Source organism: Bradyrhizobium sp. USDA 4369, assembly GCF_054056435.1.
On record NZ_JBSRYH010000001.1, the window covers coordinates 7,363,763 to 7,387,457 of the forward strand.

A 23,695-nucleotide genomic window follows, 5' to 3' on the forward strand; every position below is an offset into this window, starting at 1 on the left:
ACCGATCGATAACCAACTGGTTATAGATAAATCCATAACCAACGAGTTATGGATGAGATGCCCCGCTCGCCCGACCTCTTGTTCCGAACGCTCGCCGATCCGACCCGGCGTGCGATCTTCGAAGGCCTGTGCCGCAACGGCGAGCAGACGGTCGGCGCGCTGACCGCCAAGGCCGGCGTGTCGCAGCCGGCGGTCTCGAAACATCTCGGAGTACTCAAGCAGGCCGGCCTGGTGCGCGAGCGCCACGAAGGCCGCCTGACGCATTATCGTGCGCAGCCCAAGGCGCTGGCGCCGCTGCTCGACTGGACCAGCCGCATGGCCGCGTTCTGGGAGAGCCGCTTCGACGATCTCGACAATCTGCTCAACAGGATGGATCAATGACCTCTGCTGCGCCTGAAACCCGCACCGTCGTCGTCGAGCGCGAGTTCGCGCATCCGCCGGAAAAGCTCTGGCGCGCGCTGACGCAGCCGCATCTGATCGCCGAATGGCTGATGAAGAACGACTTCGCGGCCGAACTCGATCGTCGCTTCAAGCTCGACGCCGATTGGGGCGTCGTCGACTGCCAGGTCCTGACCATCGAGCCGCACCGGACCCTGTCCTACAGCTGGGCTGCGCTCGGCCTCGACAGCGTCGTGACCTGGACGCTGACGCCGACCGCGACAGGCACGCATCTGCGCATGGAGCAGACCGGCTTCGCCGCCGACCAGACCCGCGCCTATCAGGGCGCGCGCTACGGCTGGCCGAAATTCTTCGACGGCCTGGAGCAGAGTCTGGCACGGCTCGGCTGAGCCGCGCCGGCCAAAAGCAACGTCATCACCGGGAGGAACAGATGAACTGGAGCAACACGATCCGGCAGGTACATCGCTGGGTGTCGATCGCCTTCACGGTCGCGGTCATCATCAACATCGCGGCGATGATGCAAACGCAACCGGCCTTCTGGGTCGGCCTGCTGGCGCTGGTCCCGCTGATCATGCTGCTGGCGACGGGGCTCTATCTGTTCGTGCGACCCTATCTGTCGGCGAGGCCGGCAAAGACTCAGCCCTGACCGGACGGGCGCGCCTGAGCCGAACGTCAGAGACGCGCGCGATATTGTGCCTCGCTCACATGCTCGAACCAGTCGGCCGTCTTGCCGTTCAGCGACTCCGTGATCGCGATGTGAGACATCGCGGTCGTGGCGGTCGCGCCATGCCAGTGCCGCTCGCCGGGATCGAACCTCACGACGTCGCCGGGACGGATCTCCTCGATCGCGCCGCCGTCGCGCTGCACCCAGCCGAGGCCGGAGGTGACGATCAGGACCTGCCCCAGCGGATGGCTGTGCCAGGCCGTGCGCGCCCCCGGCTCGAAGGTGACGAGCCCGCCGCGCGCTTGCGCCGGCTCCGCCACCTCGAACAGCGGATCGACGCGGACCCCTCCGGTGAAATGGTCGGGCGTTCCGATGCCGGAAGGCCGAGAACCGCTGCGCTTAATGTCCATGCCGTCTCTCGTCCTGCTGATCGTGCTCGTGATGACATGACTCGTCATCGAACGTGCCGCCAGTGTAGGACGCCCGCTGCCGCCCGATAAGATGGGAGGCGGAGCATGGTTTTCTGAATGCAGTTCACGAAGGAGAAGCAACGCCTCAGCCTGCGCAGGCGGCGCCGGTTCCGGGTACAATGTCGACGCATCCGGACATCGCCGCCTCGATCGTGCAAGGCGAGGCCGCTGCGGTCCCTACTCCGCCGCCTGCCTCACATGCCGCTCGGTCACCGTGCGCATCGTCACCAGTTCCTCGGCGGCGGAGGGATGCAGCGCGACGGTAGCGTCGAAATCCGCCTTGGTCGCCTTCATCTTGATGGCGATAGCCACCGCCTGGGTGATCTCCGCAGCCATGTCGCCGACGATGTGGCAGCCGAGCACGCGGTCGGTCGCGCCGTCGACGACGAGCTTCATCAGCACGCGGGTGTCGCGGCCGGACATCGTCGCCTTGATCGGGCGGAAGCTGGTCTTGTAGATGTCGACGCGGTCGTAGAGTTCGCGCGCCTGGGTTTCGGTAAGGCCGACCGTGCCCACCTCGGGCTGGCTGAACACCGCGGTCGGGATGTCGGCGTGATCGACGCGCACGGTCTTGCCGCCGAACACAGTGTCGGCGAACGCGTGGCCCTCGCGGATCGCCACCGGCGTCAGATTGAAGCGATGGGTGACGTCGCCGATCGCATAGATGCTCGGCACCGAGCTCTGCGAGAACGCGTCCACCGCAATGCCGCCGTTGCGCGGATTGATGGCGACGCCGGCCTTTTCCAGGCCGAGATTGGCGACCGCCGGGTGACGGCCGATCGCGAACATCACCTTGTCGGAGGCGATGCTGGAGCCGTTGGACAGATGCGTGGTGTAGTCCTTGCCGTGCTTGTCGACGCTCGCCACCGTGCAGCCGGTCAGGATGGTGATGCCTTCCTTCTCCATCTCGGACCGGACATGCTTGCGGACGTCCTCGTCGAAGCCGCGCAGGATGTTGTCACCGCGATAGACGACGGTGACGTCGGAGCCGAAATTGGCGAAGATGCAGGCGAATTCGAGCGCGATATAGCCGCCGCCCTGGATCACGATCCGGCGCGGCAGCTCCTCCAGGTGAAACGCCTCGTTGGAGGAGATGACGTGCTCGATGCCCGGAATCGGCGTGCCGTGATTGGGCGCGCCGCCGGTCGCGATCAGGATGTATTTGGCGCGGATCGTCTCGCCGGTGGCGAGCCGCACGGTGTGGGCGTCCTCCAGCACGGCGCGGGTCTTGACGATCTTGGCGCCGGACTTCTCGACATTGGCGGTGTAGGCCGCCTCGAGCCGCGCGATCTCCTTGTCCTTGTTGGCGATCAGCGTCTTCCAGTCGAAGGTCGCGGTCGGGATGGTCCAGCCGAAGCCGGCGGCATCGGCGATCTCCTGGCGGACATGCGAGCCGATCACGAACAGCTTCTTGGGCACGCAGCCGCGGATCACGCAGGTGCCGCCCATGCGGTATTCCTCGGCGACCATCACGCGGGCGCCATAGCCGGCGGCGATGCGGGCGGCGCGCACGCCACCCGACCCACCACCGATCACGAACAGGTCGACGTCGAATTCAGCCATTTCGTCCTCGACCTATCCTTTTGACAACCTGATCAGAGTTGCTTGCCGCGCTTGCGCATCTCGGCGCGGAACTGCGCGGCAACGGTGTCGGAGAACTCCGCCGCCCACTGATTCATTGCGCCCATGCTCATCTGGATCGCCTTCGGCTCGGCCGCAAGCAGCTTCTGGCCGATCGCCGACTTGTAGAAGGTCACGAGGTTGGCGATCTCCTGATCGGAGAACTCGTTGCAGTAGATCTGCGCCATCTTCTCGCCGATCTCCTTCTCCTTGCCGGCATAGGTCTGGGCGACCACCACGGCGACCTCGTCGAGATCCTTCTGGTAGTTGAGGTTGGACTGGAGCAGCGCCTGCTTGGTCTGCTGCACGATGCCGGGGACGGCATTGGCGTACATCGCAGCCGCGTTCTTCATTCCCAGAATCTCGCGCGCACCGGCCATGCAGGCGGGCGAGGCCGGCTTCAAGGCCGGCGGCTGCGCTTGCGCCTGCGCGGCAGCGGGGCTCGCCGAGGCCAGGGCCAGCACAACGCCGGCGGCCGGCAAGATTCTGAACACGCTCTTCATTCCAAGTCTCCTGTGAGATTGCGGCGCTGGGCGCAGTTTCGTGCTGCGCTCAAGGCCGCTGGATAACGCGAATTCCCTGTGCGCCCGCCAGGATCGCCGTGCTGCCGAGGCCGATGAACAGCCCGTGCTCGACCACGCCCGGAATTGCGCTCAAAAGACCCGCCAGGCGCGGGGGATCCTCGATCTCCCCAAGGCGGACGTCGACAATCCAGTGGCCGCCATCGGTGACGAAAACGTGGCCATCTGCCGACTTGCGCAGGTCCATCTGTCCGGACACGCCCGCCTTCGCGAAGGCGGCAGCGATGGCATGCCGGGTCGCGGCCAGCCCGAACGGGATCACCTCGATCGGCAGCGGGAAGCGGCCGAGCCGGGCCACCCATTTGCTCTCATCGGCGATCACGATCATGCGATCGGAAGCGCTGGCGACGATCTTCTCGCGCAGCAGCGCCCCTCCCCCGCCCTTGATCAGATCGAGCGCCGGATTGATCTCGTCAGCGCCATCCACAGTCAGGTCAAGATGGTCGATCTCGTCGAGCGTGGTCAGCGGCACGCCGCAGGCCTCCGCCTGTGCCCGCGTCGCCTCCGAGGTCGGCACGCCCACGACCTTGAGGCCGGCGCGGACCTGCTCACCAAGCAGGTCGACGAAATGCTTGGCGGTCGAGCCGGTGCCGAGCCCGAGCTTCATGCCGCTTTCGACCTCGCGCAGCGCGTGCGCCGCCGCCTGCCGCTTCAATGCATCCATGTCGACCAAGGAACCCGCCCTTCGCAACCCCTGAGGCTCCGCGCAAGCCGGAGCCGAAAACCGGCGCATATCTAGCGATGTTTTGCCGCGGGGCCTAGCTCTCCGCGGCCACGAAATCGGACAAAAAGCCGTCGCGAGCCCTTGCAAGGGCGCGAGCCTGCCGGTAGCGGATACCCATGCGCATCTCGAGCACCATCGTTTTCGATCTCGACGGCACCCTGGTCGACACGGCGCCGGACCTCATCAACGCGCTCAACCACATCCTGCAGCGCGAAGGTCTGCGGCCCGTGCCGCTGGCCTCGGCGCGCAAGATGATCGGGCATGGCGCGCGCAAGCTGCTCGAGCGCGGCCTCGAGGCCGAGGGCCGCTTCGCCAGCACCGAGGATATCGAGCGCCTGACCGTCGACTTCATCGATTTCTACGCCGAGAACATCGCGGTCGAATCGCGCCCCTTCGACGGGCTTGAGGCCGCGCTGGACGAGCTCGCCGGCCGCGGCTGCCAGTTCGCGGTGTGCACCAACAAGCTGGAATGGCTGTCCAAGCGGTTGCTCGACCAGCTTGGCCTCTCCGCGCGCTTTGCGGCGATCTGCGGCGCGGACACGTTCGGGGTGGCCAAGCCGGACCCGGCGATCCTGCGCCAGACCATTGCCCGCGCCGGCGGCGAGATCGGCGCCGCGATCATGGTCGGCGATGCCGGAACCGATGTCGGCGCGGCGCGCCGTGCCGGCGTCCCCGTGATCGGCTGCACTTTCGGCTATACGGATGTGCCGATCGCGGAGCTGAATCCTGACCACCTGATCGACCATATGCGCGAGCTGCCGGCCGCAATTGCCGCGCTCGGGCCGTCGCTCAAAGTCGGCTGACGGGCCACGCAGCCTGGCTTTTGGTAGAGCGGTTGCACCTCGACTCGTTGAAAAGTGCGCAGCCTCGCACCCAGCCCGGCTGCTCTCCATAATTGCGAATCTCCCGCAGCACCACACGTAAGACGCTGGCCAGCCTCCGGAATTCGCGGCGGTTCCAGGTTTAACCTTCTGTTGAGAATAAGGTTGACCGCAGTTGCGCCGCTGTTCTGACGCTCCTATGGTCGCCCTGGGATTGCGGCGGATGGCCGCAGGGTTGTGGGGCGGACATCATGATGTGGCGTGTCATCGCAATTGCGATCGCGGGAGCTGGGTTGGCCGGCTGCTCGTCCTTCTCCATGGACAGTTTCAAGATGGCGGCGCCGGAGGTGCCGGTGCAGCTCGATTCCGTGCCGCAAGGGGCCGAGGCTAAGACCTCGCTCGGACCGGGCTGCAAGACGCCCTGCACCGTCTCGGTGCCGGCGCCGGATGCGGGCTTCACCGTCACCTTCACCATGGACAAATATCAGCCGGCGACGATCCCCGTGCAGGTCATCCGCAACAGCGGCGATTTCAACAGTTCACCGCCTGTCGTGATGGATCCGAGCCCTGTCGTGGCCGAGTTGCAGCCGGCCGCGCCCGCGCCCAAGGCCGTCAAGCATATGCGGCCGAAGAAGCCGAAGCCGCAGAAATCCGCGGCTGCGCCAGCCGCAGCAGCCCCTGCTCCGGCGGCCACCGGTTCCGCATTCCCGGCGCCGACCGCGGCACGCCAATAGCAGCTCGACTGCGATGTCGCTGCTGCTGCAGCGCTGCATCGCAGCATTGAAGGCGCGCATCTCGACGATTGTGAGCCGCGCTGATCATGATTAGATTGCCTGGTAATTGATGTTCGGTCGCCCACGCGGCCGCCTCGTGGCATCGGCGCCACCTGCCAAGGCTTTCCATGACCGCTGAGACGACGTTGAGTAACACCGCCCTGACGCGCCCGATGACCGACCCCTTCGGACGCCGGATCAGCTATCTGCGCGTTTCGGTCACCGACCGCTGCGACCTCAGATGCTTCTATTGCATGGCGGAGGACATGACGTTCCTGCCGAAGGCCGACCTCCTGACCTTGGAGGAGCTCGACCGGCTGTGCTCCGCCTTCATCCACAAAGGCGTGAAGAAGCTGCGCCTCACGGGCGGCGAGCCGCTGGTCCGGCGCAACGTCATGAGCCTGGTGCGCTCGCTGTCGCGGCATCTGAAGAGCGGCGCGCTTAACGAGCTGACGATGACGACCAACGCGACCCAGCTCGCGAAACATGCCGCCGAGCTCGCCGATTGCGGCGTTCGCCGCATCAACGTCTCGCTCGACACGCTCGATCCTGAGAAGTTCCGCACCATCACCCGCTGGGGCGATCTCGACCGCGTGCTCGCCGGCGTCGAGGCCGCGCGCGCCGCCGGCCTTGCGGTGAAGATCAATGCGGTCGCGCTGAAGAACATGAACGAGGACGAGATCCCTAGCCTGATCGACTGGGCGCATGGCAAGGGCATGGCGCTGACGCTCATCGAAGTGATGCCGATGGGCGAGATCGGCGAAGGCCGTATCGACCAATATCTGCCGCTGTCGCTGCTGCGCGGCCGTCTCGCGCAGAAATACACGATGACCGATCTCGACGAGACCACCGGCGGCCCGGCCCGCTATGTGCGCGTCGCCGAGACCGGCGGCACGATCGGCTTCATCACCCCGATGACGCATAATTTCTGCGAGAGCTGCAACCGCGTACGCGTCACCTGCACCGGCACATTGCACACCTGCCTCGGCCATGAGGACGCCTCGGATCTGCGCAAGCCGCTGCGGGCCTCCGCCAGCGACGAGGAGCTCAGTGCCGCGATCGACCGCGCCATCGGCCTGAAGCCGAAAGGCCACGACTTCATCATCGACCGCCGCCACAACCGCCCGAGCGTCAGCCGGCATATGAGCGTGACGGGCGGGTGAACCACCCGTGATCCCCTGGAAGCTGATCGACACCGCAGACGTGCCGGGCGGCGGCGAGCCGCTGCGGCTGATGCAGCGCGGCAAGGAGTTCACCATCAAGCTCGGCCAGAACGAGCTGATGAGCAGCCGGCTGTACGGCTCGGAAGAGGCGCTGGCGACCCTGAGCTGCGCCCGCATCAAGGGCAGCCCTGCCCCGCATCTTTTGATCGGCGGCCTCGGCATGGGCTTCACGTTGCGAGCGGCCTTGAAGGTGCTGGGGCCGCAGGCCCGGGTCACCGTGGCAGAACTGGTGCCCGCGGTGATCGCCTGGGCACGCGGCCCGATGGCCGAATTGTCGGGCGAGAGCCTGCTTGATCCGCGCGTCGACATCCGCGAGGCCGACGTGGTGCGACTGATCGCGGGCGGACGCGGCGCTTATGATGCCATCCTGCTCGACGTCGACAACGGTCCGCAGGGCCTGACCCGGCAATCCAACGACGCGCTTTATGACTCGTCCGGCCTGCGGACCGCGTTCACCGCGTTGCGCCCCGGCGGAGTGCTGGCAGTGTGGTCGTCGCACCCGGACGATCGCTTCGCCCCGCGCCTGCGCAAGGCCGGCTTCGACACCGAGGAGATCAAGATCCGCGCCACCGGTCGCGGCGGTGGCGCCCGCCATGTCATCTGGATCGCGACGCGACCCGCGCGATGACGCCTGGCGCAGCGACGGCCACACCACATCGATCTTGATCAGGCGCTGGCGAAGGTGCGCTGCTGACGGAACGCCGAATAGATCGAGGCGGCATGTGCCGCCGACAGGCGCTTTTCCGGAGCGGCAGCGATCTCTCGCAGGTTCTTCAGGTTCGTGGTTCCGAAAATGCAGGCCGACACCTGCGGAAGCCCGAGAATATAGGACATTGCGGCCTGGGCAGCCGAGAGTCCTTCGACCGCTGCGAGCGCAGGCCGGACATCACGCGCGGCCAAGGCCAGGCGGCGGGCGTCCGGCTTCAGCAGCGCACGGGCCAGATACCACAGATCGGCCGCGCTGCGGATGTGACCGATCTTGCCCCGGATCAGGTGCCCTTGCGCCAGGACCGTGCCCGCCACGACGGCAATGCCCGCTTTGTGCAACTGCTCGACCACCGGCAGCCGGTCCAGTTGCGCGACGTTCAGATCGATCAGCGCCACGTCGAACACGCCCTGCAGCTGCGCGACATATTGCATATGCGCCTCTGAATGCGTGTTGATGCCAAGCAGCCTGAACATGCCATTGCGGCGCATCGCAGCGAGCTTCGTCAACAGCTCATCGGTGATCGAGGCCGGTGAGAAATTATGCAGATAGAAAATATCGATGAAGCCGACGTTCAAATTCTTGATCGCCTGCGCACAGGCGCGCTCGATATAATCGGGGCTGTGATCCTGCGTCTTGACCTCGCGGAGCGACAGCAAAGGCCGCGGACGCAATGTGCCGGCCTTGGTCGAGACAACGATCTTCGATCGATCGGAGCGCTTCAATATGTCTGCCAGCGCGCGGCCCAGCCGAGGCTCGGCATTGTAGTTGCAGTAGTTGTGTCCAGTATCGAACAGATTGATTCCGAGATCGAAAGCTTCATGCACGATCCGGATGGCCTGCCGGTCGTCGAATTGCCGATGCCCCCAAAATCCGGAGCAGCCGAGACCGATTTCGGAGACGGTCAAAGAGCCAAGTTGTCGATACTTCATGGACAAACGCAAAGGTTGAAAACTACCGCCAGCCAATCATATCCGGCAATAGTTGGCAATATTTGGATACCGACCGACACATTTTTGTCGGCCCGCACAGGCGCGCGGCGCCGAGTGGCTCGTTCTGGTCATCCGGTCTCTTATGGCTCGGCCGCCCGTGCGCGACCCAGCCGCTCGGGCTGGGATCGACCCGACACGTCAGACCGTGGCGAGACAGCGGCTGCTGCAGCCGCTTCGTCCACGCCGCCGATCAAGGGGCGTCCGCCAGCTGCCGGGCTCATGTCGCCGGAACTGCTGCCTTGCGCGCGGTTGCACAGGCGCGGAGAGGATTGAGCGACGAACAGCAAGGCTGTCGGGCGCATCCGTCCTGCATTGGCAGTAGCTGGAAAGAGAGGCGACAATGAAAGCACCCCTTCTTCTTGCTGGCGCGGTGATCATCGGATCCATGGCCCCGTCATTCGCTGACGAATACTATGTCGTGCAGGGACCGAGCCACCGGTGCACCATCACCACCACGCGTCCCGCCAACCGGGAGGTCGTGACCCAGATCGGACCCATGGCGTTCACGAGCCGCGTCGAAGCCGAGGACCGTATCAAGCAGACCAAGGTCTGCGAGGACGAAGGCACGGTCGGCAGTTCCACCAGCACCACCACGGTCATCAAAGAGAAGTAGTCGGCCATCCCTCGACAGGCTCTGGCGACGTCAGGAGGTCGTGCTCATCCCAGGGCGCGACCTTTCTGTTTGCTGGAGGTCAGCAGGATCATGTGACATTGCTCCGCCAGTTGCATGCAGCAACAAGCTCTCCCGAAACTCAGTCGCAGCAACGGACATTGCGTTCCATTGCGCCCTTGAGTACCCAGCTTCGGTCGGGATCAGGACATCATGCATTCGCAATCGCTCAAGCTCGCCGTCGGCAGCCTCGTGGTCGGGATCATCGTCCTTGCCCTGAAATATGCCGCCTATTGGATCACGGGATCGGTGGCGCTCTATTCCGACGCGCTCGAGAGCATCGTCAACGTGGTCACGGCCGGCGTGGCGCTGCTCGCGGTGCGCATCGCCGCCAAGCCGGCTGACGCCAACCATCCGTTCGGCCACCACAAAGTCGAGTATTTCAGCGCGGTAATCGAAGGCGTCATGATCGTGGTCGCCGCGCTGCTGATCGTCCACGAGGCCTACGGCAATCTGTTCGCGCCGCGACCGTTCTCGGCTCCCATCGAGGGTCTCGCCGTGAATGGGCTCGCAAGCGTGATCAACGGCATCTGGTGCTGGCTGCTGATCACGCGCGGTAAGCGGCTACGGTCGCCAGCCCTGGTGGCGGATGGGCGGCATCTGCTCACCGACGTGGTCTCCTCGGGCGGCGTCGTGCTCGGCCTCGGCCTCGCGGTGGTGCTGCAGCTGCCGGTGCTCGACCCGGCCTTGGCTCTGCTGGTCGCCGTCAACATCCTTTGGTCGGGATGGCAGGTGCTGAAGGAATCGACCAGCGGCCTGATGGATGAAGCGGTGCCCGACGCCACGCTCGCCCGTATCCGCCAGATCATCAGCGGCCAGGCCGACGGCGCGCTCGAAGCGCACGACGTCCGCACACGGCACGCCGGCAAGATGACCTTCATCGAGTTCCACCTCGTCGTTCCCGGCGAGATGTCGGTCAACCAGGCCCACGCCATCTGCGACCGGATCGAAGAGGCCTTGCGCGAGGACGACGAGCATAGCTCGATCACCATTCACATCGAGCCCGAAAACAAGGCCAAGCACTCCGGCGTTGTCGTGCTCTGAGTGAAGCGCGGCACCGCATGCCAGTTGCCGTTCGGCCGCAATGCCGCGAAGGCTTGCCGACCGCCAAACGAACGCCCCTGATCCGACGCTCACATTCGGACCGCGTCCCGCGCGAAACGCGTCACTCCTGAAGCGCGTACTGCTTCGACAAATGATCGCCAATCTGGACCAGCATGGCGACGCATTCGGGGTAGCCGGGCTTGCTGATCGTTTCCTGATCTGCGCTGGCGCGAAACTCCCAGGAATGTCCGTCCCGAACGACGGAAATGCGAAGGCCCTCAGCGTAATCCGTATGAACCTTCAGCTCGGCCACCGCCATCGCGATCAGTTCGGCCTCGGTCTTGCTCGGCTTGCTCATCCGGTTGATCCCTGGGTCAGACGTTCATGATGACGTTCTATCCAGCTTGTGGCCCCGCGCCAACATTCCCATGGACGATCCCGAGACAGGTTGGGGATCGCTGTTTGGAACGCTCCGGCGTGGTCGAGCTGTACGTTCTCTGCTGAACGACGATCCATCCATGGCCATGGAAGCCACGTCTCCGCGCCTGCTGCTGCGGCCGCGATCGCGTCGCGAACCGAATTGGCACCAGCCCGTTCTGATCCGCCGTTGTGGCGGCTGCGAACCGCCGCCGGCAGACTGCCTGATCCTTCGGCAACAAAGACTGCGCGTTCGCCGTGAGCTGTCGGATCCGAGTTTACCGAACAGCGCCAGACTGTTGCCCGGGGCGTCAATGTGTCCATTTTCCGATTGACGGCAGGATGACACGCTGAAATGGTGCCCTCGCTTTCGAGCCCGCGCGGCCGACGGGCGTTCGCCCTCACACAAGCGCCGAACAAGAGCCGGAAGCATCGAGGGGGAGGACGTTTCGTTGCATTCGCTCCAAGCGCGTCGTCGACAAGACCCGCACGCTCAGCGTGATCGCGAAACCATGCCTCCCGTGAGCTCAGGCGCGCTGTTCTGACCAGCGCCCGCAGCGGAGACCATGATGCGCCCCTTGTTGGCAATCAGTAATGCCATCGATCAGCTCAACGAAAAGATCGGTTACGTCTGCAATCTGCTGGTGCTGCTGGCCTGCCTGGTCAGCGCGATCAACGCCATGATCCGCTACGCCTTCAGCTATTCGTCGAACGGGTGGCTGGAGCTGCAGTGGTACATGTTCGCATTGCTGGTGATGTTCGGCGCCTCCTATACGTTCCGGCGCAACGAGCACGTCCGGGTCGAGCTGCTCTATCTGTATCTGTCCGAGCGCGGCCAGCTCTGGCTCGATCTGATCGGCACCCTTTTCTTCCTGATCCCCACCTGCCTGCTGCTGGCCTATCTGTCCTGGCCGTTCTTCATGCAGTCCTATTCGGTCAACGAGATGTCAGCCAATGCCGGCGGCCTGCTGCGCTGGCCGGTCAAGTTCGCCATCCCCGCGGGCTTCGTGATGCTGGCCCTGCAGGGCCTCTCCGAGGTGATCAAGCGTGCGGCGGCGCTGCAGGGCTACGTGACGATCGACGCGAAATACGAGAGGCCGACGCAATGATTACGCTGGAGATGATGCCGCCGCTGATGTTCGGCGGCCTGGTCCTGGCGATGCTGATCGGCTTCCCGGTGGCGTTCACGCTCGCCGCCGTCGGCCTGTCGTTCGGCTTTCTCGCCATCCATCTGGGCTTCTTCGACCTGAACTTCCTGCAGGCGATCCCAGGGCGCATCTTCGGCAGCGTGCTCGCCAACGACCTGCTGCTCGCGATCCCCTTCTTCACCTTCATGGGCGCAATCCTGGAAAGATGCGGGCTCGCCGAGGACATGCTGGATTCGATGGGCCAGCTGTTCGGGCCGATCCGCGGCGGCCTCGGCTATTCGGTCATCATCGTCGGCTTCATCCTCGGCGCCATCACCGGCACGGTGGCGGCGCAGGTGATCGCGATGGCGATGATCTCGATGCCGGTCATGATGCGCTATGGCTACAACATGCGCTACATCACCGGCGTGCTGGCGGCATCCGGCACCATCACTCAGCTGGTGCCGCCGTCGCTGGTGCTGATCGTGCTCGCCGACCAGCTCGGCAAGTCGGTCGGTGACATGTATCTCGGCGCCTGGGGCCCGTCGATCTTCCAGGTCATCCTGTTCGCCGGCTACACCTTCGTGCTCGGCCTGATCAAGCCGAGCCATGTGCCGCCGGTGCCAAAGGAGGCGCGCACGCTGACCGGCTGGGCGCTGTGGAAGAAGTGCCTGATGGGCATCATTCCCTCGGCGGTGCTGATCTTCGTCGTGCTCGGCACCATGATGATGGGCCTGGCCACCCCGACGGAGGCCGGTGCCATGGGCGCGGTCGGCGCCATCGTTCTGGCGGTGATCCACCACAAGGAGTTCACCAGGAAGGATCGCAGTATCCTGATCGTCGGCGTGGTGGCGGCAGGCATCGGCACCATCGTGGCGATGCTGTTCACCGAGAACTTGGTGTTCAAGCTGTCGTTCGCGATCACCTATCTCGCGGTGGCCTGGCTCGGCATCCGTGCGGTGGCTATCCCGGACCTGCGCGACCTGATCAAGCAGGGCTACGAGACCACCATGCGCATCACCTGCATGGTCACGTTCATCCTGATCGGCTCGACCTGCTTTTCGGTGGTGTTCCAGGGCGTGTCCGGCGGCGAGTGGCTGGAGCACCTGCTGACGTCCCTGCCCGGCGGCGTCTGGGGCTTCCTGATCTTCATCAACGTCTTCATCTTCTTCCTGGCCTTCTTCCTCGACTTCTTCGAGATCGCCTTCATCATCCTGCCGATGATCGCGCCGATCGCGCAGAAGATCCTGGCACCCGTGGTGGGCCCCGAGGCCGCGCTGATCTGGTTCGGCGTGATGCTGTGCGTGAACATGCAGACCTCGTTCCTGCATCCGCCGTTCGGCTTCGCGCTGTTCTACCTGCGCGGCGTCGCGCCGAAGGAAGTGAAGAGCTCGGACATCTATTGGGGCGCGATGCCCTGGATCGGCCTGCAGGCGATCATGGTGCTGCTCGTGATCGCCTTCCCGATCACCGTCACCGGCCTGCTGGACAAGCCGGTCCAGGTCGATCTCGACAAGGTCAAGATCGAGGTGCCGCAGATCGACCTGCCGCCGCTCGATTTCGGTGCGCCGAAGCAATAGCCAGCGGCCTGGCCGAACGAAGACCCCCCGGAAGCCACGCTTCCGGGGTTTTTGTTTGAGCCCGCCTCTATCAGCCCGTCATTGCGAGGCGCCCTTGCGCCGACGCGTCCGCCGAAGCCCATCGGGCGAAGGCGGAAGCAATCCAGGGTGACGCGCGCAGCCCTGGATTGCTTCGCTGCGCTCGCAATGTCGCGGAGAGAGCGTGGCCACCGCCCTCACGACGCTCACAATGACGGAGGTGAGAACGGCCGCCGCTCAGCTCTGCGAGCGCCGGGCCATGAAGTTGTCGTAGCCAACCTCGGCGACCTGGAACCAGGAATAGCCGGCGCCCGAATAGGCGGTCAGCGACTCCAGCGCCTTCTTGAAGTTGGGATTGCTGGCTGCGACCTCGGCATGCAGCTCCTTGGCGGCCTTGAACGAGGCTTCCATCACCGGCGCCGGGAACGGATGCAGCTTGGCGCCGCCGGCGATCAGCTTGCGCAGCGCCAGCGGATTGGCGGAGTCGTACTTCGCCATCATCCAGTTGTTGGCGAAGTGGCCGGCCTGCTCGAGGAGCTTCTGATAATGCTTGGGCAGCGCATTCCACTTCTCGAGGTTGATCATCGCGAGCAGCATCGGCCCGCCCTCCCACCAGCCGGGGAAGTAGTAATGCGGCGCGACCTTGAACAGGCCGAGCTTCTCGTCGTCATAGGGACCGACCCATTCAGCGGCATCGATCGTGCCCTTCTCCAGCGCCGGATAGATGTCGCCGCCGGCGAGCTGCTGCGGCACGCAGCCGAGCTTCTGCATGACCCGGCCGGCGAAGCCGCCGATGCGGAATTTCAGCCCGTTGAGATCGTCGACCGAGTTGATCTCCTTGCGGAACCAGCCGCCCATCTGGCAGCCAGTGTTACCGGCAAGCAGCGAGGTGACATTGTAGCTCTTGTAGAACTCGTTGAGGATCTCCTTGCCCCCGCCCATCAGGTACCAGGCCTGATTGATGCGCATATTCGGGCCGAACGGCACCGAGGAGCCGAAAGTGAAGGTCGGGTCCTTCCCGAAGTAGTAGTACGACGCCGTGTGGCCCATCTCGACAGTGCCGTTCTGCACGGCGTCGAGCACCTGCAGGCCGGGCACGATTTCGCCGGCGGCAAAGGTCTGGATCTGGAATTTGTTGTCGGTGGCCTCGCCGACCATCTTGGCCATCATCTCGGCGCCACCGTGCAGGGTGTCGAGCGATTTCGGCCAGCTGGTGGTCATGCGCCATTTGATCTCGGGCGTCGATTGCGCGATCGCAGGCGACGCGATCGTGGCGGCGCCGGCTGCGCCAAGCCCCGTGACCTTGATGAAATCTCTCCGCTTCATAGTCTTTCCCTCCCTCGAGATGATTATGTGTCCGGTGTTGGGCGGCCTTCTTACGAGGCCTTCACAACCAGTCTGGATCAAACTGCGACGGAGTGCCATTGCGAAACGTTGTCGCAACGCAACGCAAAAAGCCCGGCCTCTCGCGAGGCCGGGCTCAGTTTGTCCGCCGATCGAAAGCTTGAGATCAGCCGCGGGTACGCGAGCGGATCATGAAGCTGTCATAGGTGTATTCAGCGACCTGCCACCACAGATACTCATCCGAGCGATAGGCCTGCATGGCGTCGATCGACTTCTTGAAGTCGGGATTCTTCGCCGAGATCTCGCCCCACAGCTCGTTGGTGGCCTTGAGGCAGGCTTCCAGCACCTCGTTGGTGAACGGGCGCAGCTGGGTGCCGCCGGCGACCAGGCGCTTCAGCGCCGAGGGGTTCTGCATGTCGTAGCGCGCCGCCATCCAGGTGTTCGCCGCCATCGTCGCGTTGGTCAGAATTGCTTGGTAGTTCTTCGGCAGCGAATTCCACTTCTCGAGGTTGGTGTAGGCGTGGACGGTCGGACCACCCTCCCAGAAGCCCGGATAGTAGTAGTACTTGGCCACCTTCTGGAAGCCGAGCTTCTCGTCGTCATAGGGGCCGACCCACTCGGCGGCGTCGATGGTGCCCTTCTCCAACGCCGGGTAGATGTCGCCGCCCGCGAGCTGCTGCGGCACGACGCCGAGCTTCTGCAGAACCTGGCCGGCGATGCCGCCGATGCGGAATTTGAGGCCCGAGAGGTCGGCGACCGTCTTGATCTCCTTGCGGAACCAGCCGCCCATCTGGGTGCCCGTGTTGCCGCAGGGGAAGCCGATCACGCCGAACTTCTTGTAGAACTCGTTGGCGAGCTCATTGCCGCCGCCCTGATACAGCCAGGAGTTCTGCTGTCGGGCATTGAGGCCGAACGGCACCGAAGCGAAGATCGCGAAGGTCGGATCCTTGCCGACATAATAATACGACACGGTGTGGCACATCTCGACGGTGCCATTGGCGGTCGCGTCCAGCGCCTGCAGGCCGGGGACGATTTCGCCGGCGGCGAACACCTGGATCTGGAACTTGTTGTCGGTCATCTCGGCGACGTATTTCGCCAGCTCGGTCGCGCCGCCATAGATCGTGTCGAGCGACTTCGGGAAGCTGGAGGTCAACCGCCACTTGATCTCGGGCGAGGACTGCGCAATCGCCGGCGAGGCAATGGCGCCCGTCGCCGCGGCACCAGCGGCCGAAACCTTCAGAAAATCACGACGCTTCATATTAAGGCATCTCCTTGTTGGGGGCGTTTCCCGTGAGAACTATTTGTCCGCCGATGCGATTGGCCGCATCGAGTCGAGTACGATCCGGCCGGGGCTTTAGCACGGAACCGGGTCAGCGAAAACGCGACGTTGGAATGACAGGCCGTCCAATAGTCGCACGCAAATTGCTGCGGCGCATCACGCCGCAGCAATGGCGCCCTTGAGCTGATCCCGAACCGACGCAGCAATGGTCCGGTAGATCGCCGCATGCGGCCCACTGGGGTCGCTCTCGACCACCGGAGTGCCGGCGTCGGAGGTCGAGCGGATGTCCATGTGCAGTGGGATCTCGCCGAGGAAGGGCACGCCGAGCCGCTCGGCCTCGTGGCGGGCGCCGCCATGGCCGAAAATGTCCGAGCGCGTGCCGCATTGCGGGCACTGGAAGTAGCTCATGTTCTCGATGATGCCGAGCACGGGCACGTTGACTTTGCGGAACATCGCCAAGCCCCGGCGGGCGTCGATCAGCGACAGATCCTGCGGCGTCGACACGATCACCGCGCCCTTCAACGGCACGTTCTGCGCCAAGGTGAGCTGCGCATCGCCGGTGCCCGGCGGCATGTCAACCACCAGAACGTCGAGCGTCCCCCAGGCGACCTCGCGCAGCATCTGGTTGATCGCCGACATCACCATCGGGCCGCGCCAGATCATCGGGCTGTCCTCCTCGACCAGGAAGCCGATCGACATGATCGCAAGGCCGAAGCGCGACAGCGGGATCATCTTCTTGTCGGGCGTGAGCTGCGGCTTCTCGTGCAGGCCGGTCAGCTTGGGCACCGACGGTCCGTAGATGTCGGCATCGAGCAGCCCGACCTTGAGCCCGAGATCGCGCAGGCCGAGCGCAAGGTTGATTGCGGTGGTCGACTTGCCGACGCCGCCCTTGCCGGAGGCCACCGCGATCACCGCGCCGATGCCGGGAATCGCAGCCTGCCGCGACATCGGCGAGTCCGCCGGATGCTGGTGCTGGTGGGGACGATGCGCCGAGACGGGCTGCACGCCGGAGGTCCGTGGCGGTGGGGGGGCAGCCCCCGGCTTGCGCTCGGCGGTCAATGCGATCATGGCCATGGTCACGCCGGGAATGGCGCGCACGGCCGCCTCGGCCTGGGCGCGGGTATCCTCCCAGCCGCGCGCCTCGCTGGCCTCGACATTGATCGAGAAGAACACCTTGCCGTCATTGGCCGTGATCGGCGACAGCACCCCGGCGTCGGTCAGCGCCACGCCGCGTGGCGAGCGGACCCGCTTGAGTGCCTCGAGAACCTGCTGCTGCGTCACGCTCACGGCGCGTCTCCTGAAGAAGTTCAGAACGCGCCACATCGTCGCGCCCTATCGTCTTGGCCGGACATGATCTTCCGTCGTTGCCGACAGCATCCGCCCGGCCTCCTGTTGGGCTGCTTCATAATGCCGGTCGGCTCAAAACGCCACCATGGTTCCGATGTCGGATGCGGTCTCCACCGGCGCATCCCCGGCCTGCTCCCTGGCTGCCTCGTAATTGAGCTCGATCATCACGCCGTTCGGATCGCGCACGAAGATCTGCCACAGCTCACCACCCGGAACCTGCCGGGCTTCGAACGGCATGCCCTTGGCCGCGAGCCGCGCCTTCATGGCGGCGAAGCCACGGCTGACGAAGGCGACGTGATGGACGACCCCGGAGTCCGGCTTTTGTGCCTCTGACGTCGACGAGATATCGACCAGATGCACCACCGCCCGGCCCTCGCTGTACATCCAGGCGCCCGGAAACGCGAAGTTCGGCCGGGCGCCGTTTTCGAGCCCGAGCACGTCCTCATAGAAGCGGACCGTCTCGGCAAGGTTGCGGGTCCGGATGTTGAAATGATCGAGCACGCCGACGCTGACGCCCATGCGGGACACTCCCTGGCTGGTTCGTTGGTTATTCGGATTTCGTAGCCGGATGACGGCTTTGCAAGCCGTCATGATCAGGCCTGTTTAGCACACAGTCCCGCTTTCGCATCCGTCACGAAGCCGTTGCCCCCGCCTCGCAAGCCGTTATGGTGCGGCGTCCAGCACGCCGCCGCGAGCCGCGCGGGGGGCTGATGTGTTCCTTCCAAGAACAGCCCGGCCCTCTCAAGGCTGTCGGCAGAACCCAAGGTCAAGGTAGCTCATATGGCTAAAGTCGCTTTCATCGGTCTCGGCGTCATGGGTTTCCCCATGGCAGGACATCTCGTGAAGAAGGGTGGTCACGAGGTCACGGTCTATAACCGCACCGCGGCCAAGGCGAAGGAATGGGCCGACAAGTTCGGCGGCAAGACCGCCGCAACGCCCAAGCAGGCCGCCGAGGGCCAGGACTTCGTGATGTGCTGCGTCGGCAATGACCACGACCTGCGCTCGGTGACGATCGGCGCCGACGGCGCCTTCGCCGGCATGACCAAGGGCGCGACCTTCGTCGACCACACCACCGCCTCTGCTGAAGTGGCGCGTGAGCTGGACGCTGCAGCCACCAAGGCCGGCTTCAAATTCATCGACGCGCCGGTGTCCGGCGGCCAGGCCGGTGCCGAGAACGGCGTTCTCACCGTGATGTGCGGCGGCACCGCAGACGCCTATGCCGGCGCGGAGCCGGTCATCGCGGCCTATGCGAGGATGTGCAAGCTGCTCGGACCGGCCGGCAGCGGCCAGCTGACCAAGATGGTCAACCAGATCTGCATCGCCGGCCTCGTGCAGGGCCTGTCCGAAGGCATCCATTTCGCGAAGAAGTCGGGCCTCGACGTCGCAGCCGTGATCGAGACCATCTCCAAGGGCGCTGCACAGTCCTGGCAGATGGAGAACCGCTACAAGACCATGAACGACGGCAAATATGATTTTGGTTTTGCAGTGGAATGGATGCGCAAGGACCTGTCGATCTGCCTCAACGAAGCGCGCCGCAACGGCGCCCATCTGCCGGTGACCGCGCTCGTTGACCAGTTCTACTCCGAGGTCGAGAAGCTCGGCGGCAAGCGTTGGGATACGTCCAGCCTGCTGGCCCGGCTGGAGAAGTAAAAAGACGAATGTCGATCCGGCTCTGCCGCCGCCTTGCGTGCGCGGCAGAGCGCTCGCCTCGCCCGATGGCGGGCCTCCTCTCTCTCCCTCGCTCCTCCTCGCTCGCTCCCCCAGTGCGCCGAGCCACGCGCGATGGTCGCATCGCCATTGTGCGCATCGCGACTCGCTGTTACCGATTGCAATCGCCAGTCGTTCGCAACTGTTGCCGAAACGAGACAGACTGCGTCGGAAAGAAGGAAATGTAATGTTATAACATTACATTTGTCCGGTTTTCGGCTAACTCGTCTCCGTCATCATGAACGCATGGCTTGGGGACGCGGGACGCCGGCACAGCCGACCCGCGGTGGGGATTGGAATGAGCGCGCGGGACGTCTGGGGTTCGATATCGCTGGCGGGGCTGGTTGCAGCAGCAGGCGGGGCGGCCGCGCCCATGGCGCATGCGCAGCAGGCCTCCCATTCGTCGGGAAAGCCGGCGGCGGAAACCGTTCTGCCCGGCGTCACGGTCGATGCACCACGCCCGCGACCGATCGACGGTCGCGCCCCCTCCGCGCGGCCGACCACCGCGCAGACCGCGCGTTCTGCGCCGCGACGTCCGCCGGCGTCCTCCCCGGCAGCAGCCTCATCATCCGCCCCCTCCGGCACCACCGCCGCCCACCCCACTCAATGGCAACGCGACGCCGGCCAGCGGCAGCCGGCTCGGCCTGACGGCGCGCGAAGTCCCGGCAACCGTTGAGGTGATCGGCGCCGAGACGCTGCGCGAGCAGGGCTATCACACGACTGTCGATGCGGTGAGGGGCGCCACCGGCGTCAGCGCGGGCGATGCGCCGAACGATGTCGGCTTCGCGATGCGCGGCTTCCAGGGCAACCAGATCAACGTGCTCTACAACGGCATCAACATCGGGCCGACCGGCTTCACCGCGCTGACGATGGAGACCTTCAATCTCGATCGCGTCGAGTTTCTCAAGGGCCCCTCCTCGCTGATATCTGGCCAGGGCGCGGTCGGCGGCACCATCAACTTCGTAACCAAGGCGCCGCACACCGGCCCGGTCGAGAGCGAGGCCTTCGTCGGCTTCGACCAGCGCGGCACGTTCCGCAGCGGCTTCGGCTCGGGCGGCAGCACAACGATCCAGGGACTCGACTATCGCTTCGACATCAGCCGGACCAAAGAGATCGGCTTCATCGACGACACCGAGTTCAAGAACGTCCACGTCTCCGGCCAGTTGAACTATCGCCTGTCCGACAGCTTCAGGACCTTCTTTGCCGCCGAGTTCAAGGACTACAAGGCCAAGCCTTATGAGGGCACGCCGCTGGTGCCGGTGGCCTTCAGTGGCGCGAACGCGACCAGCGGCATCGTCTCCGGCACCAAAGTGTCCGACTACAACGGCACCAATCTCGGCGCCGTCACGATCGATGGCCGCACGCTGTCGACCAACTACAATGTGATCGACGGCCACAAGACCATCAAGGAGTCGTGGGTCCGCAGCGGCTTCGAATGGGACTTGAACAACGCCGTCAAGCTGCGCAGCCAGATCTACAATTACAATGCCAGCCGCGACTGGTACAACAATGAGGTGTCGGCGTTCAACGCCGGGACCAACCTGGTCGACCGCGAGCGGTTCTTCGTCCACCACAACCACAATATCGTCGGCAACGTCACCGATGTCACCTGGAACGGCAACATCTTCGGTTTCGCCAACCGCCTGGTCACCGCGGTCGAGAGCTCGCACACCGACTTCACGCGGCCCGGCGCGGCCAACTTTCCCGGCGAGTCGGTCCCGCTGGTCGGCTTCGATCGCGGCACCTATGGCCTGCTGACGACACAATTGCAGACCGCCACCATCGACAGCGTCGCGCTCAATCTCGAGGACCGGCTGAAGCTGACGGACACGTTCGCGCTGGTCGGCGGCCTGCGCTACAATCCGTTCACGCTCGACCGCAACTGGATCCGGAACGGCGCCGAGCGGCCCGGCTTCCCCTATTCCAAGAGCTGGCAGCCGGTCACCGGCCGCATCGGCTATACGTGGGAGGCGCTGCCGGGGACGACCTTCTACAGCCAATATGCAACTGCGAGCGACCTCTCGGCCGACAGCATCTTTCTGCTGAGTCCGACGCAGAAGCTGACCTTGTCGGATTCCCGCAGCTACGAGACCGGCGTCAAGCAGCTCGCCTGGAACGGCCGCGCGGAGTGGACCTTCTCGGCGTTCGACATCGAGCGCAACAACGTCTACAGCGCCCAGGCCGGCCAGCAGCTCAACCTCGCCGGCAAGGTGAAGTCCCAGGGCATCGAGCTGGCCGCCGCCGTGCGGCCGACACCGGAGACCAGGCTGTGGGGCAACGTCGCCTATGTGCGCGCGCGCTACGCCGACTATGATCTCGCCAATGGCGGCTCGTTCTCCGGCAACACCCCGCCGAACATTCCGGCCGTGATCGTCAATGGCGGCGGCTCCTACCGCTTCCTCAATCCGGGCTGGTGGCCGGTCGAACTCGGTTTCTCCGTGCGCCATGTCGGCGACCGCTCGAGCACCGATGCCAACACGGTGAAGCTGCTCGCCTACACCACCGCCGACTTGTTCGCCTTCATCGACCTGCCGAAGGTGCCGCTGTTCGCCACCGCGACCAGCACGCGCCTCGCCTTCCGCGTCCGCAACGTCACTGACAAGCGCTATGCGGCCTGGAGTGATCCATTCTACCCCGACCAGATCTTCCTCGGCGCACCCCGCACCTACGAGGTCGAAGCCTCGTTCAAGTTCTAGGGCCGCATGATCCGGGCGCTGATCCTCACGCATCGCTGGCTCAGCATCCTGCTCAGTCCGCTGTTCGTGCTGTGGTTCGCGACCGGCATCGTGATGCATTTCGTGCCGTTCCCGGCGCAGACGGAGGGCGAGCGGTTCGCAGGACTTGCGCCGCTCGATCTCGCTGCGCCGCTGCACGCCCCGGCGGAGGCGCTCGCCATGCCTGGCAGCCCACCTGCCCGCCGCATACGGCTGATGCAGCGCGTCGATGGCGCGGTCTACGTCATCGCCACGCCGGGCCGCCATGTGGCGATCCATGCCGACAGCCTTGCTGCAGCCGACGTCACCGATCCCGGCCTCGCTTTGGCGATCGCGCGCGCCGCCGCACAGCGGCGCGGGCTCGACGCCGCGGGCGCCGCGATGGCGGAGCTCGGCGATTATGATCAATGGACGGTGCCGAACCGGTTCGATGCGCACCGCCCGCTGCATCGCATCGCGCTGAACGATGCCGACGGCACCGAGCTCTATGTCTCCTCCCGCACCGGGGAGGTCGTGCTCGACACGACGCGCTTCGAACGTGCCTGGAACTATGCCGGCAGCGTGGTCCACTGGATCTATCCGACCGTGCTGCGCAGGGACTGGGCGGCCTGGAACGTGACGGTCTGGTCACTGGCCCTCGCGGCGGTACTTGCCGCCGTCACCGGCGCCCTGCTTGGTCCGCTCCGGCTGCGGCTGCGCAAAGCGCGATTGTCGTCGCGCTACCGCAGCTGGCACCTGTGGCATCACTGGGCCGGCCTGATCTGCATGCAGTTCGTCCTGACCTGGATCGTCAGCGGCTGGCTGTCGATGGATCATGGCCGATTGTTCGCGACCGGACAGCTCACGGCGTCGGAAGACGCCGTCCTCACCGGCGCCCTCGACTGGACGGCTCTGACCACCATCCCTCCGACGGGCCTGTCTGGCGACGTCCGCGAGATCGAATGGTTCGCGTTCGGCGGCCGCCTGCATCAGCGCGCACGGCGGGCCCTCGGCCAGCAGCAGATCTCGGTGCGCGACGGCGCGACCTGGCGACCGGTCGGCCGCTTCCTGCAGCCCGCCGATATCAATGCCACGGCGGATCACCTCGGCGGCCGTTGCGGGCGCGCGACCGAGGTCGAAGCGGGCGACGATTATCCTTTCGCCTCCGATGTACCGGGAGCCCCCGTTTATCGCATCGTCTGCGGCGACGCCTGGCATCATGTCGATGCCGCCTCGGGCGCCCTGCTCGAGAAGCTCGACTCCTCCCGGCGTGCCTATCGCTGGCTCTATCAGGCGCTGCACACGCTGGACTTCCCCAGCCTGCTGGCCCACCCGACGCTGCGCACGTTTGTCATCGTCGGCCTCTGCGTCTGCGGCTTCGCCTTCAGCATCACCGGCATCGTGATCGGCTGGCGGAGGCTGCGTTTTCTCGGCATCGGCCCGCGGCGGAAGCCGGCCTCTTAACGCAGTGTTAACGCAAATTTTTCGTTGTCTAT

General features: G+C 65.0%; 23 protein-coding genes and 1 pseudogene. 14 read left to right on the top strand and 10 right to left on the bottom strand.

Features of this window, described 5'->3' with window-relative positions:
• Positions 1-57 precede the first annotated feature (57 nt).
• From ACVIJ6_RS33455 to ACVIJ6_RS33465, 3 genes are read left to right on the top strand one after another with little or no spacing between them, the layout of a single operon-like run.
• Complete coding sequence (locus ACVIJ6_RS33455; RefSeq protein WP_456776207.1) at positions 58-381, top strand: ArsR/SmtB family transcription factor; 324 nt, start codon at positions 58-60, stop codon at positions 379-381.
• Positions 378-788 (top strand): SRPBCC family protein, encoded by a 411-nt coding sequence (locus tag ACVIJ6_RS33460; protein WP_456776208.1) that lies wholly within the window; start codon positions 378-380, stop codon positions 786-788. The genes ACVIJ6_RS33455 and ACVIJ6_RS33460 overlap by 4 nt, the downstream gene beginning before the upstream one ends.
• 41 nt (positions 789-829) lie before the next feature.
• Entirely contained in the window at positions 830-1,045 is a 216-nt protein-coding gene (locus ACVIJ6_RS33465; protein WP_456776209.1) for a hypothetical protein, read from the top strand.
• Positions 1,046-1,071: 26 nt separating this feature from the next.
• Here the strand turns inward: ACVIJ6_RS33465 and ACVIJ6_RS33470 are convergent, their stop codons facing one another.
• From ACVIJ6_RS33470 to rpiA, 4 genes are all read right to left on the bottom strand, one after another.
• Positions 1,072-1,473, bottom strand: a complete 402-nt coding sequence (locus tag ACVIJ6_RS33470; RefSeq protein WP_456776210.1) for a (R)-mandelonitrile lyase — start codon at positions 1,471-1,473, stop codon at positions 1,072-1,074.
• Between the two features lie 237 nt (positions 1,474-1,710).
• A complete protein-coding gene (gor, locus tag ACVIJ6_RS33475; RefSeq protein ID WP_456776211.1) occupies positions 1,711-3,096 on the bottom strand; it encodes a glutathione-disulfide reductase in 1,386 nt (461 codons plus the stop codon).
• A 32-nt stretch (positions 3,097-3,128) separates the two neighbouring features.
• Positions 3,129-3,656 (bottom strand): DUF2059 domain-containing protein, encoded by a 528-nt coding sequence (locus ACVIJ6_RS33480; protein WP_012043588.1) that lies wholly within the window; start codon positions 3,654-3,656, stop codon positions 3,129-3,131.
• Between the two features lie 49 nt (positions 3,657-3,705).
• Entirely contained in the window at positions 3,706-4,398 is a 693-nt protein-coding gene (gene rpiA / locus ACVIJ6_RS33485; RefSeq protein WP_456776212.1) for a ribose-5-phosphate isomerase RpiA, read from the bottom strand.
• A gap of 176 nt (positions 4,399-4,574) precedes the next feature.
• Here rpiA and ACVIJ6_RS33490 point away from each other — a divergent pair, with 176 nt between their 5' ends.
• The 4 genes from ACVIJ6_RS33490 to ACVIJ6_RS33505 all read left to right on the top strand — a co-directional run bounded on the left by ACVIJ6_RS33490 (position 4,575) and on the right by ACVIJ6_RS33505 (position 7,903).
• On the top strand, positions 4,575-5,261 hold the full coding sequence (locus tag ACVIJ6_RS33490) for an HAD-IA family hydrolase (protein WP_456776213.1): 687 nt from the start codon (positions 4,575-4,577) through the stop codon (positions 5,259-5,261).
• Positions 5,262-5,533: 272 nt separating this feature from the next.
• A complete protein-coding gene (locus ACVIJ6_RS33495) occupies positions 5,534-6,013 on the top strand; it encodes a hypothetical protein (protein WP_456777138.1) in 480 nt (159 codons plus the stop codon).
• A gap of 167 nt (positions 6,014-6,180) precedes the next feature.
• Positions 6,181-7,215: a GTP 3',8-cyclase MoaA gene (moaA, locus tag ACVIJ6_RS33500; RefSeq protein WP_456776214.1), complete on the top strand. Its 1,035-nt coding sequence runs from the start codon at positions 6,181-6,183 to the stop codon at positions 7,213-7,215.
• 7 nt (positions 7,216-7,222) lie between these two features.
• Positions 7,223-7,903, top strand: a complete 681-nt coding sequence (locus ACVIJ6_RS33505) for a spermidine synthase (RefSeq protein WP_456776215.1) — start codon at positions 7,223-7,225, stop codon at positions 7,901-7,903.
• Positions 7,904-7,941: 38 nt separating this feature from the next.
• Here the strand turns inward: ACVIJ6_RS33505 and ACVIJ6_RS33510 are convergent, their stop codons facing one another.
• Positions 7,942-8,889: an aldo/keto reductase gene (locus ACVIJ6_RS33510; protein WP_456776216.1), complete on the bottom strand. Its 948-nt coding sequence runs from the start codon at positions 8,887-8,889 to the stop codon at positions 7,942-7,944.
• A gap of 424 nt (positions 8,890-9,313) precedes the next feature.
• Between ACVIJ6_RS33510 and ACVIJ6_RS33515 the strand changes: the two genes are divergently transcribed.
• The gene (locus tag ACVIJ6_RS33515) at positions 9,314-9,586 is read left to right on the top strand and encodes a hypothetical protein (RefSeq protein ID WP_456776217.1); all 273 of its coding nucleotides are present in this window, start codon (positions 9,314-9,316) and stop codon (positions 9,584-9,586) included.
• A 210-nt stretch (positions 9,587-9,796) separates the two neighbouring features.
• Positions 9,797-10,687, top strand: a complete 891-nt coding sequence (locus tag ACVIJ6_RS33520; protein WP_456776218.1) for a cation diffusion facilitator family transporter — start codon at positions 9,797-9,799, stop codon at positions 10,685-10,687.
• A gap of 121 nt (positions 10,688-10,808) precedes the next feature.
• Here the strand turns inward: ACVIJ6_RS33520 and ACVIJ6_RS33525 are convergent, their stop codons facing one another.
• Positions 10,809-11,045: a hypothetical protein gene (locus ACVIJ6_RS33525; protein ID WP_456776219.1), complete on the bottom strand. Its 237-nt coding sequence runs from the start codon at positions 11,043-11,045 to the stop codon at positions 10,809-10,811.
• A 628-nt stretch (positions 11,046-11,673) separates the two neighbouring features.
• Here ACVIJ6_RS33525 and ACVIJ6_RS33530 point away from each other — a divergent pair.
• Together ACVIJ6_RS33530 and ACVIJ6_RS33535 are read left to right on the top strand one after the other, a co-directional pair.
• On the top strand, positions 11,674-12,213 hold the full coding sequence (locus tag ACVIJ6_RS33530; protein WP_315717637.1) for a TRAP transporter small permease subunit: 540 nt from the start codon (positions 11,674-11,676) through the stop codon (positions 12,211-12,213).
• Complete coding sequence (locus ACVIJ6_RS33535; protein WP_456776220.1) at positions 12,210-13,811, top strand: TRAP transporter large permease; 1,602 nt, start codon at positions 12,210-12,212, stop codon at positions 13,809-13,811. The genes ACVIJ6_RS33530 and ACVIJ6_RS33535 overlap by 4 nt, the downstream gene beginning before the upstream one ends.
• Before the next feature lie 255 nt (positions 13,812-14,066).
• On the opposite strand, the gene ACVIJ6_RS33540 is transcribed toward ACVIJ6_RS33535, so the two are convergent.
• The 4 genes and pseudogenes from ACVIJ6_RS33540 to ACVIJ6_RS33555 form a co-directional block, all read right to left on the bottom strand.
• Positions 14,067-15,155 carry a TRAP transporter substrate-binding protein gene (locus ACVIJ6_RS33540; RefSeq protein WP_456776221.1) on the bottom strand — a complete coding sequence of 363 codons (1,089 nt, stop codon included), beginning with the start codon at positions 15,153-15,155 and terminating at the stop codon, positions 14,067-14,069.
• Positions 15,156-15,339: 184 nt separating this feature from the next.
• Positions 15,340-16,434 (bottom strand): annotated as a pseudogene (locus tag ACVIJ6_RS33545) (TRAP transporter substrate-binding protein); the annotation flags it as partial.
• A 174-nt stretch (positions 16,435-16,608) separates the two neighbouring features.
• Positions 16,609-17,739 (bottom strand): Mrp/NBP35 family ATP-binding protein, encoded by a 1,131-nt coding sequence (locus tag ACVIJ6_RS33550; RefSeq protein ID WP_456776222.1) that lies wholly within the window; start codon positions 17,737-17,739, stop codon positions 16,609-16,611.
• A gap of 132 nt (positions 17,740-17,871) precedes the next feature.
• On the bottom strand, positions 17,872-18,318 hold the full coding sequence (locus tag ACVIJ6_RS33555; protein WP_456776223.1) for a VOC family protein: 447 nt from the start codon (positions 18,316-18,318) through the stop codon (positions 17,872-17,874).
• A 228-nt stretch (positions 18,319-18,546) separates the two neighbouring features.
• Here ACVIJ6_RS33555 and ACVIJ6_RS33560 point away from each other — a divergent pair, with 228 nt between their 5' ends.
• The 3 genes from ACVIJ6_RS33560 (at position 18,547) to ACVIJ6_RS33570 (ending at position 23,663) form a co-directional block, all read left to right on the top strand.
• Positions 18,547-19,449, top strand: a complete 903-nt coding sequence (locus tag ACVIJ6_RS33560; RefSeq protein WP_456777139.1) for an NAD(P)-dependent oxidoreductase — start codon at positions 18,547-18,549, stop codon at positions 19,447-19,449.
• 734 nt (positions 19,450-20,183) lie between these two features.
• Positions 20,184-22,202 carry a TonB-dependent receptor gene (locus ACVIJ6_RS33565; protein WP_456776224.1) on the top strand — a complete coding sequence of 673 codons (2,019 nt, stop codon included), beginning with the start codon at positions 20,184-20,186 and terminating at the stop codon, positions 22,200-22,202.
• 6 nt (positions 22,203-22,208) lie between these two features.
• Positions 22,209-23,663, top strand: coding sequence for a PepSY domain-containing protein (locus ACVIJ6_RS33570; protein ID WP_456776225.1), 1,455 nt, complete (start codon positions 22,209-22,211; stop codon positions 23,661-23,663).
• Positions 23,664-23,695 lie beyond the last annotated feature (32 nt).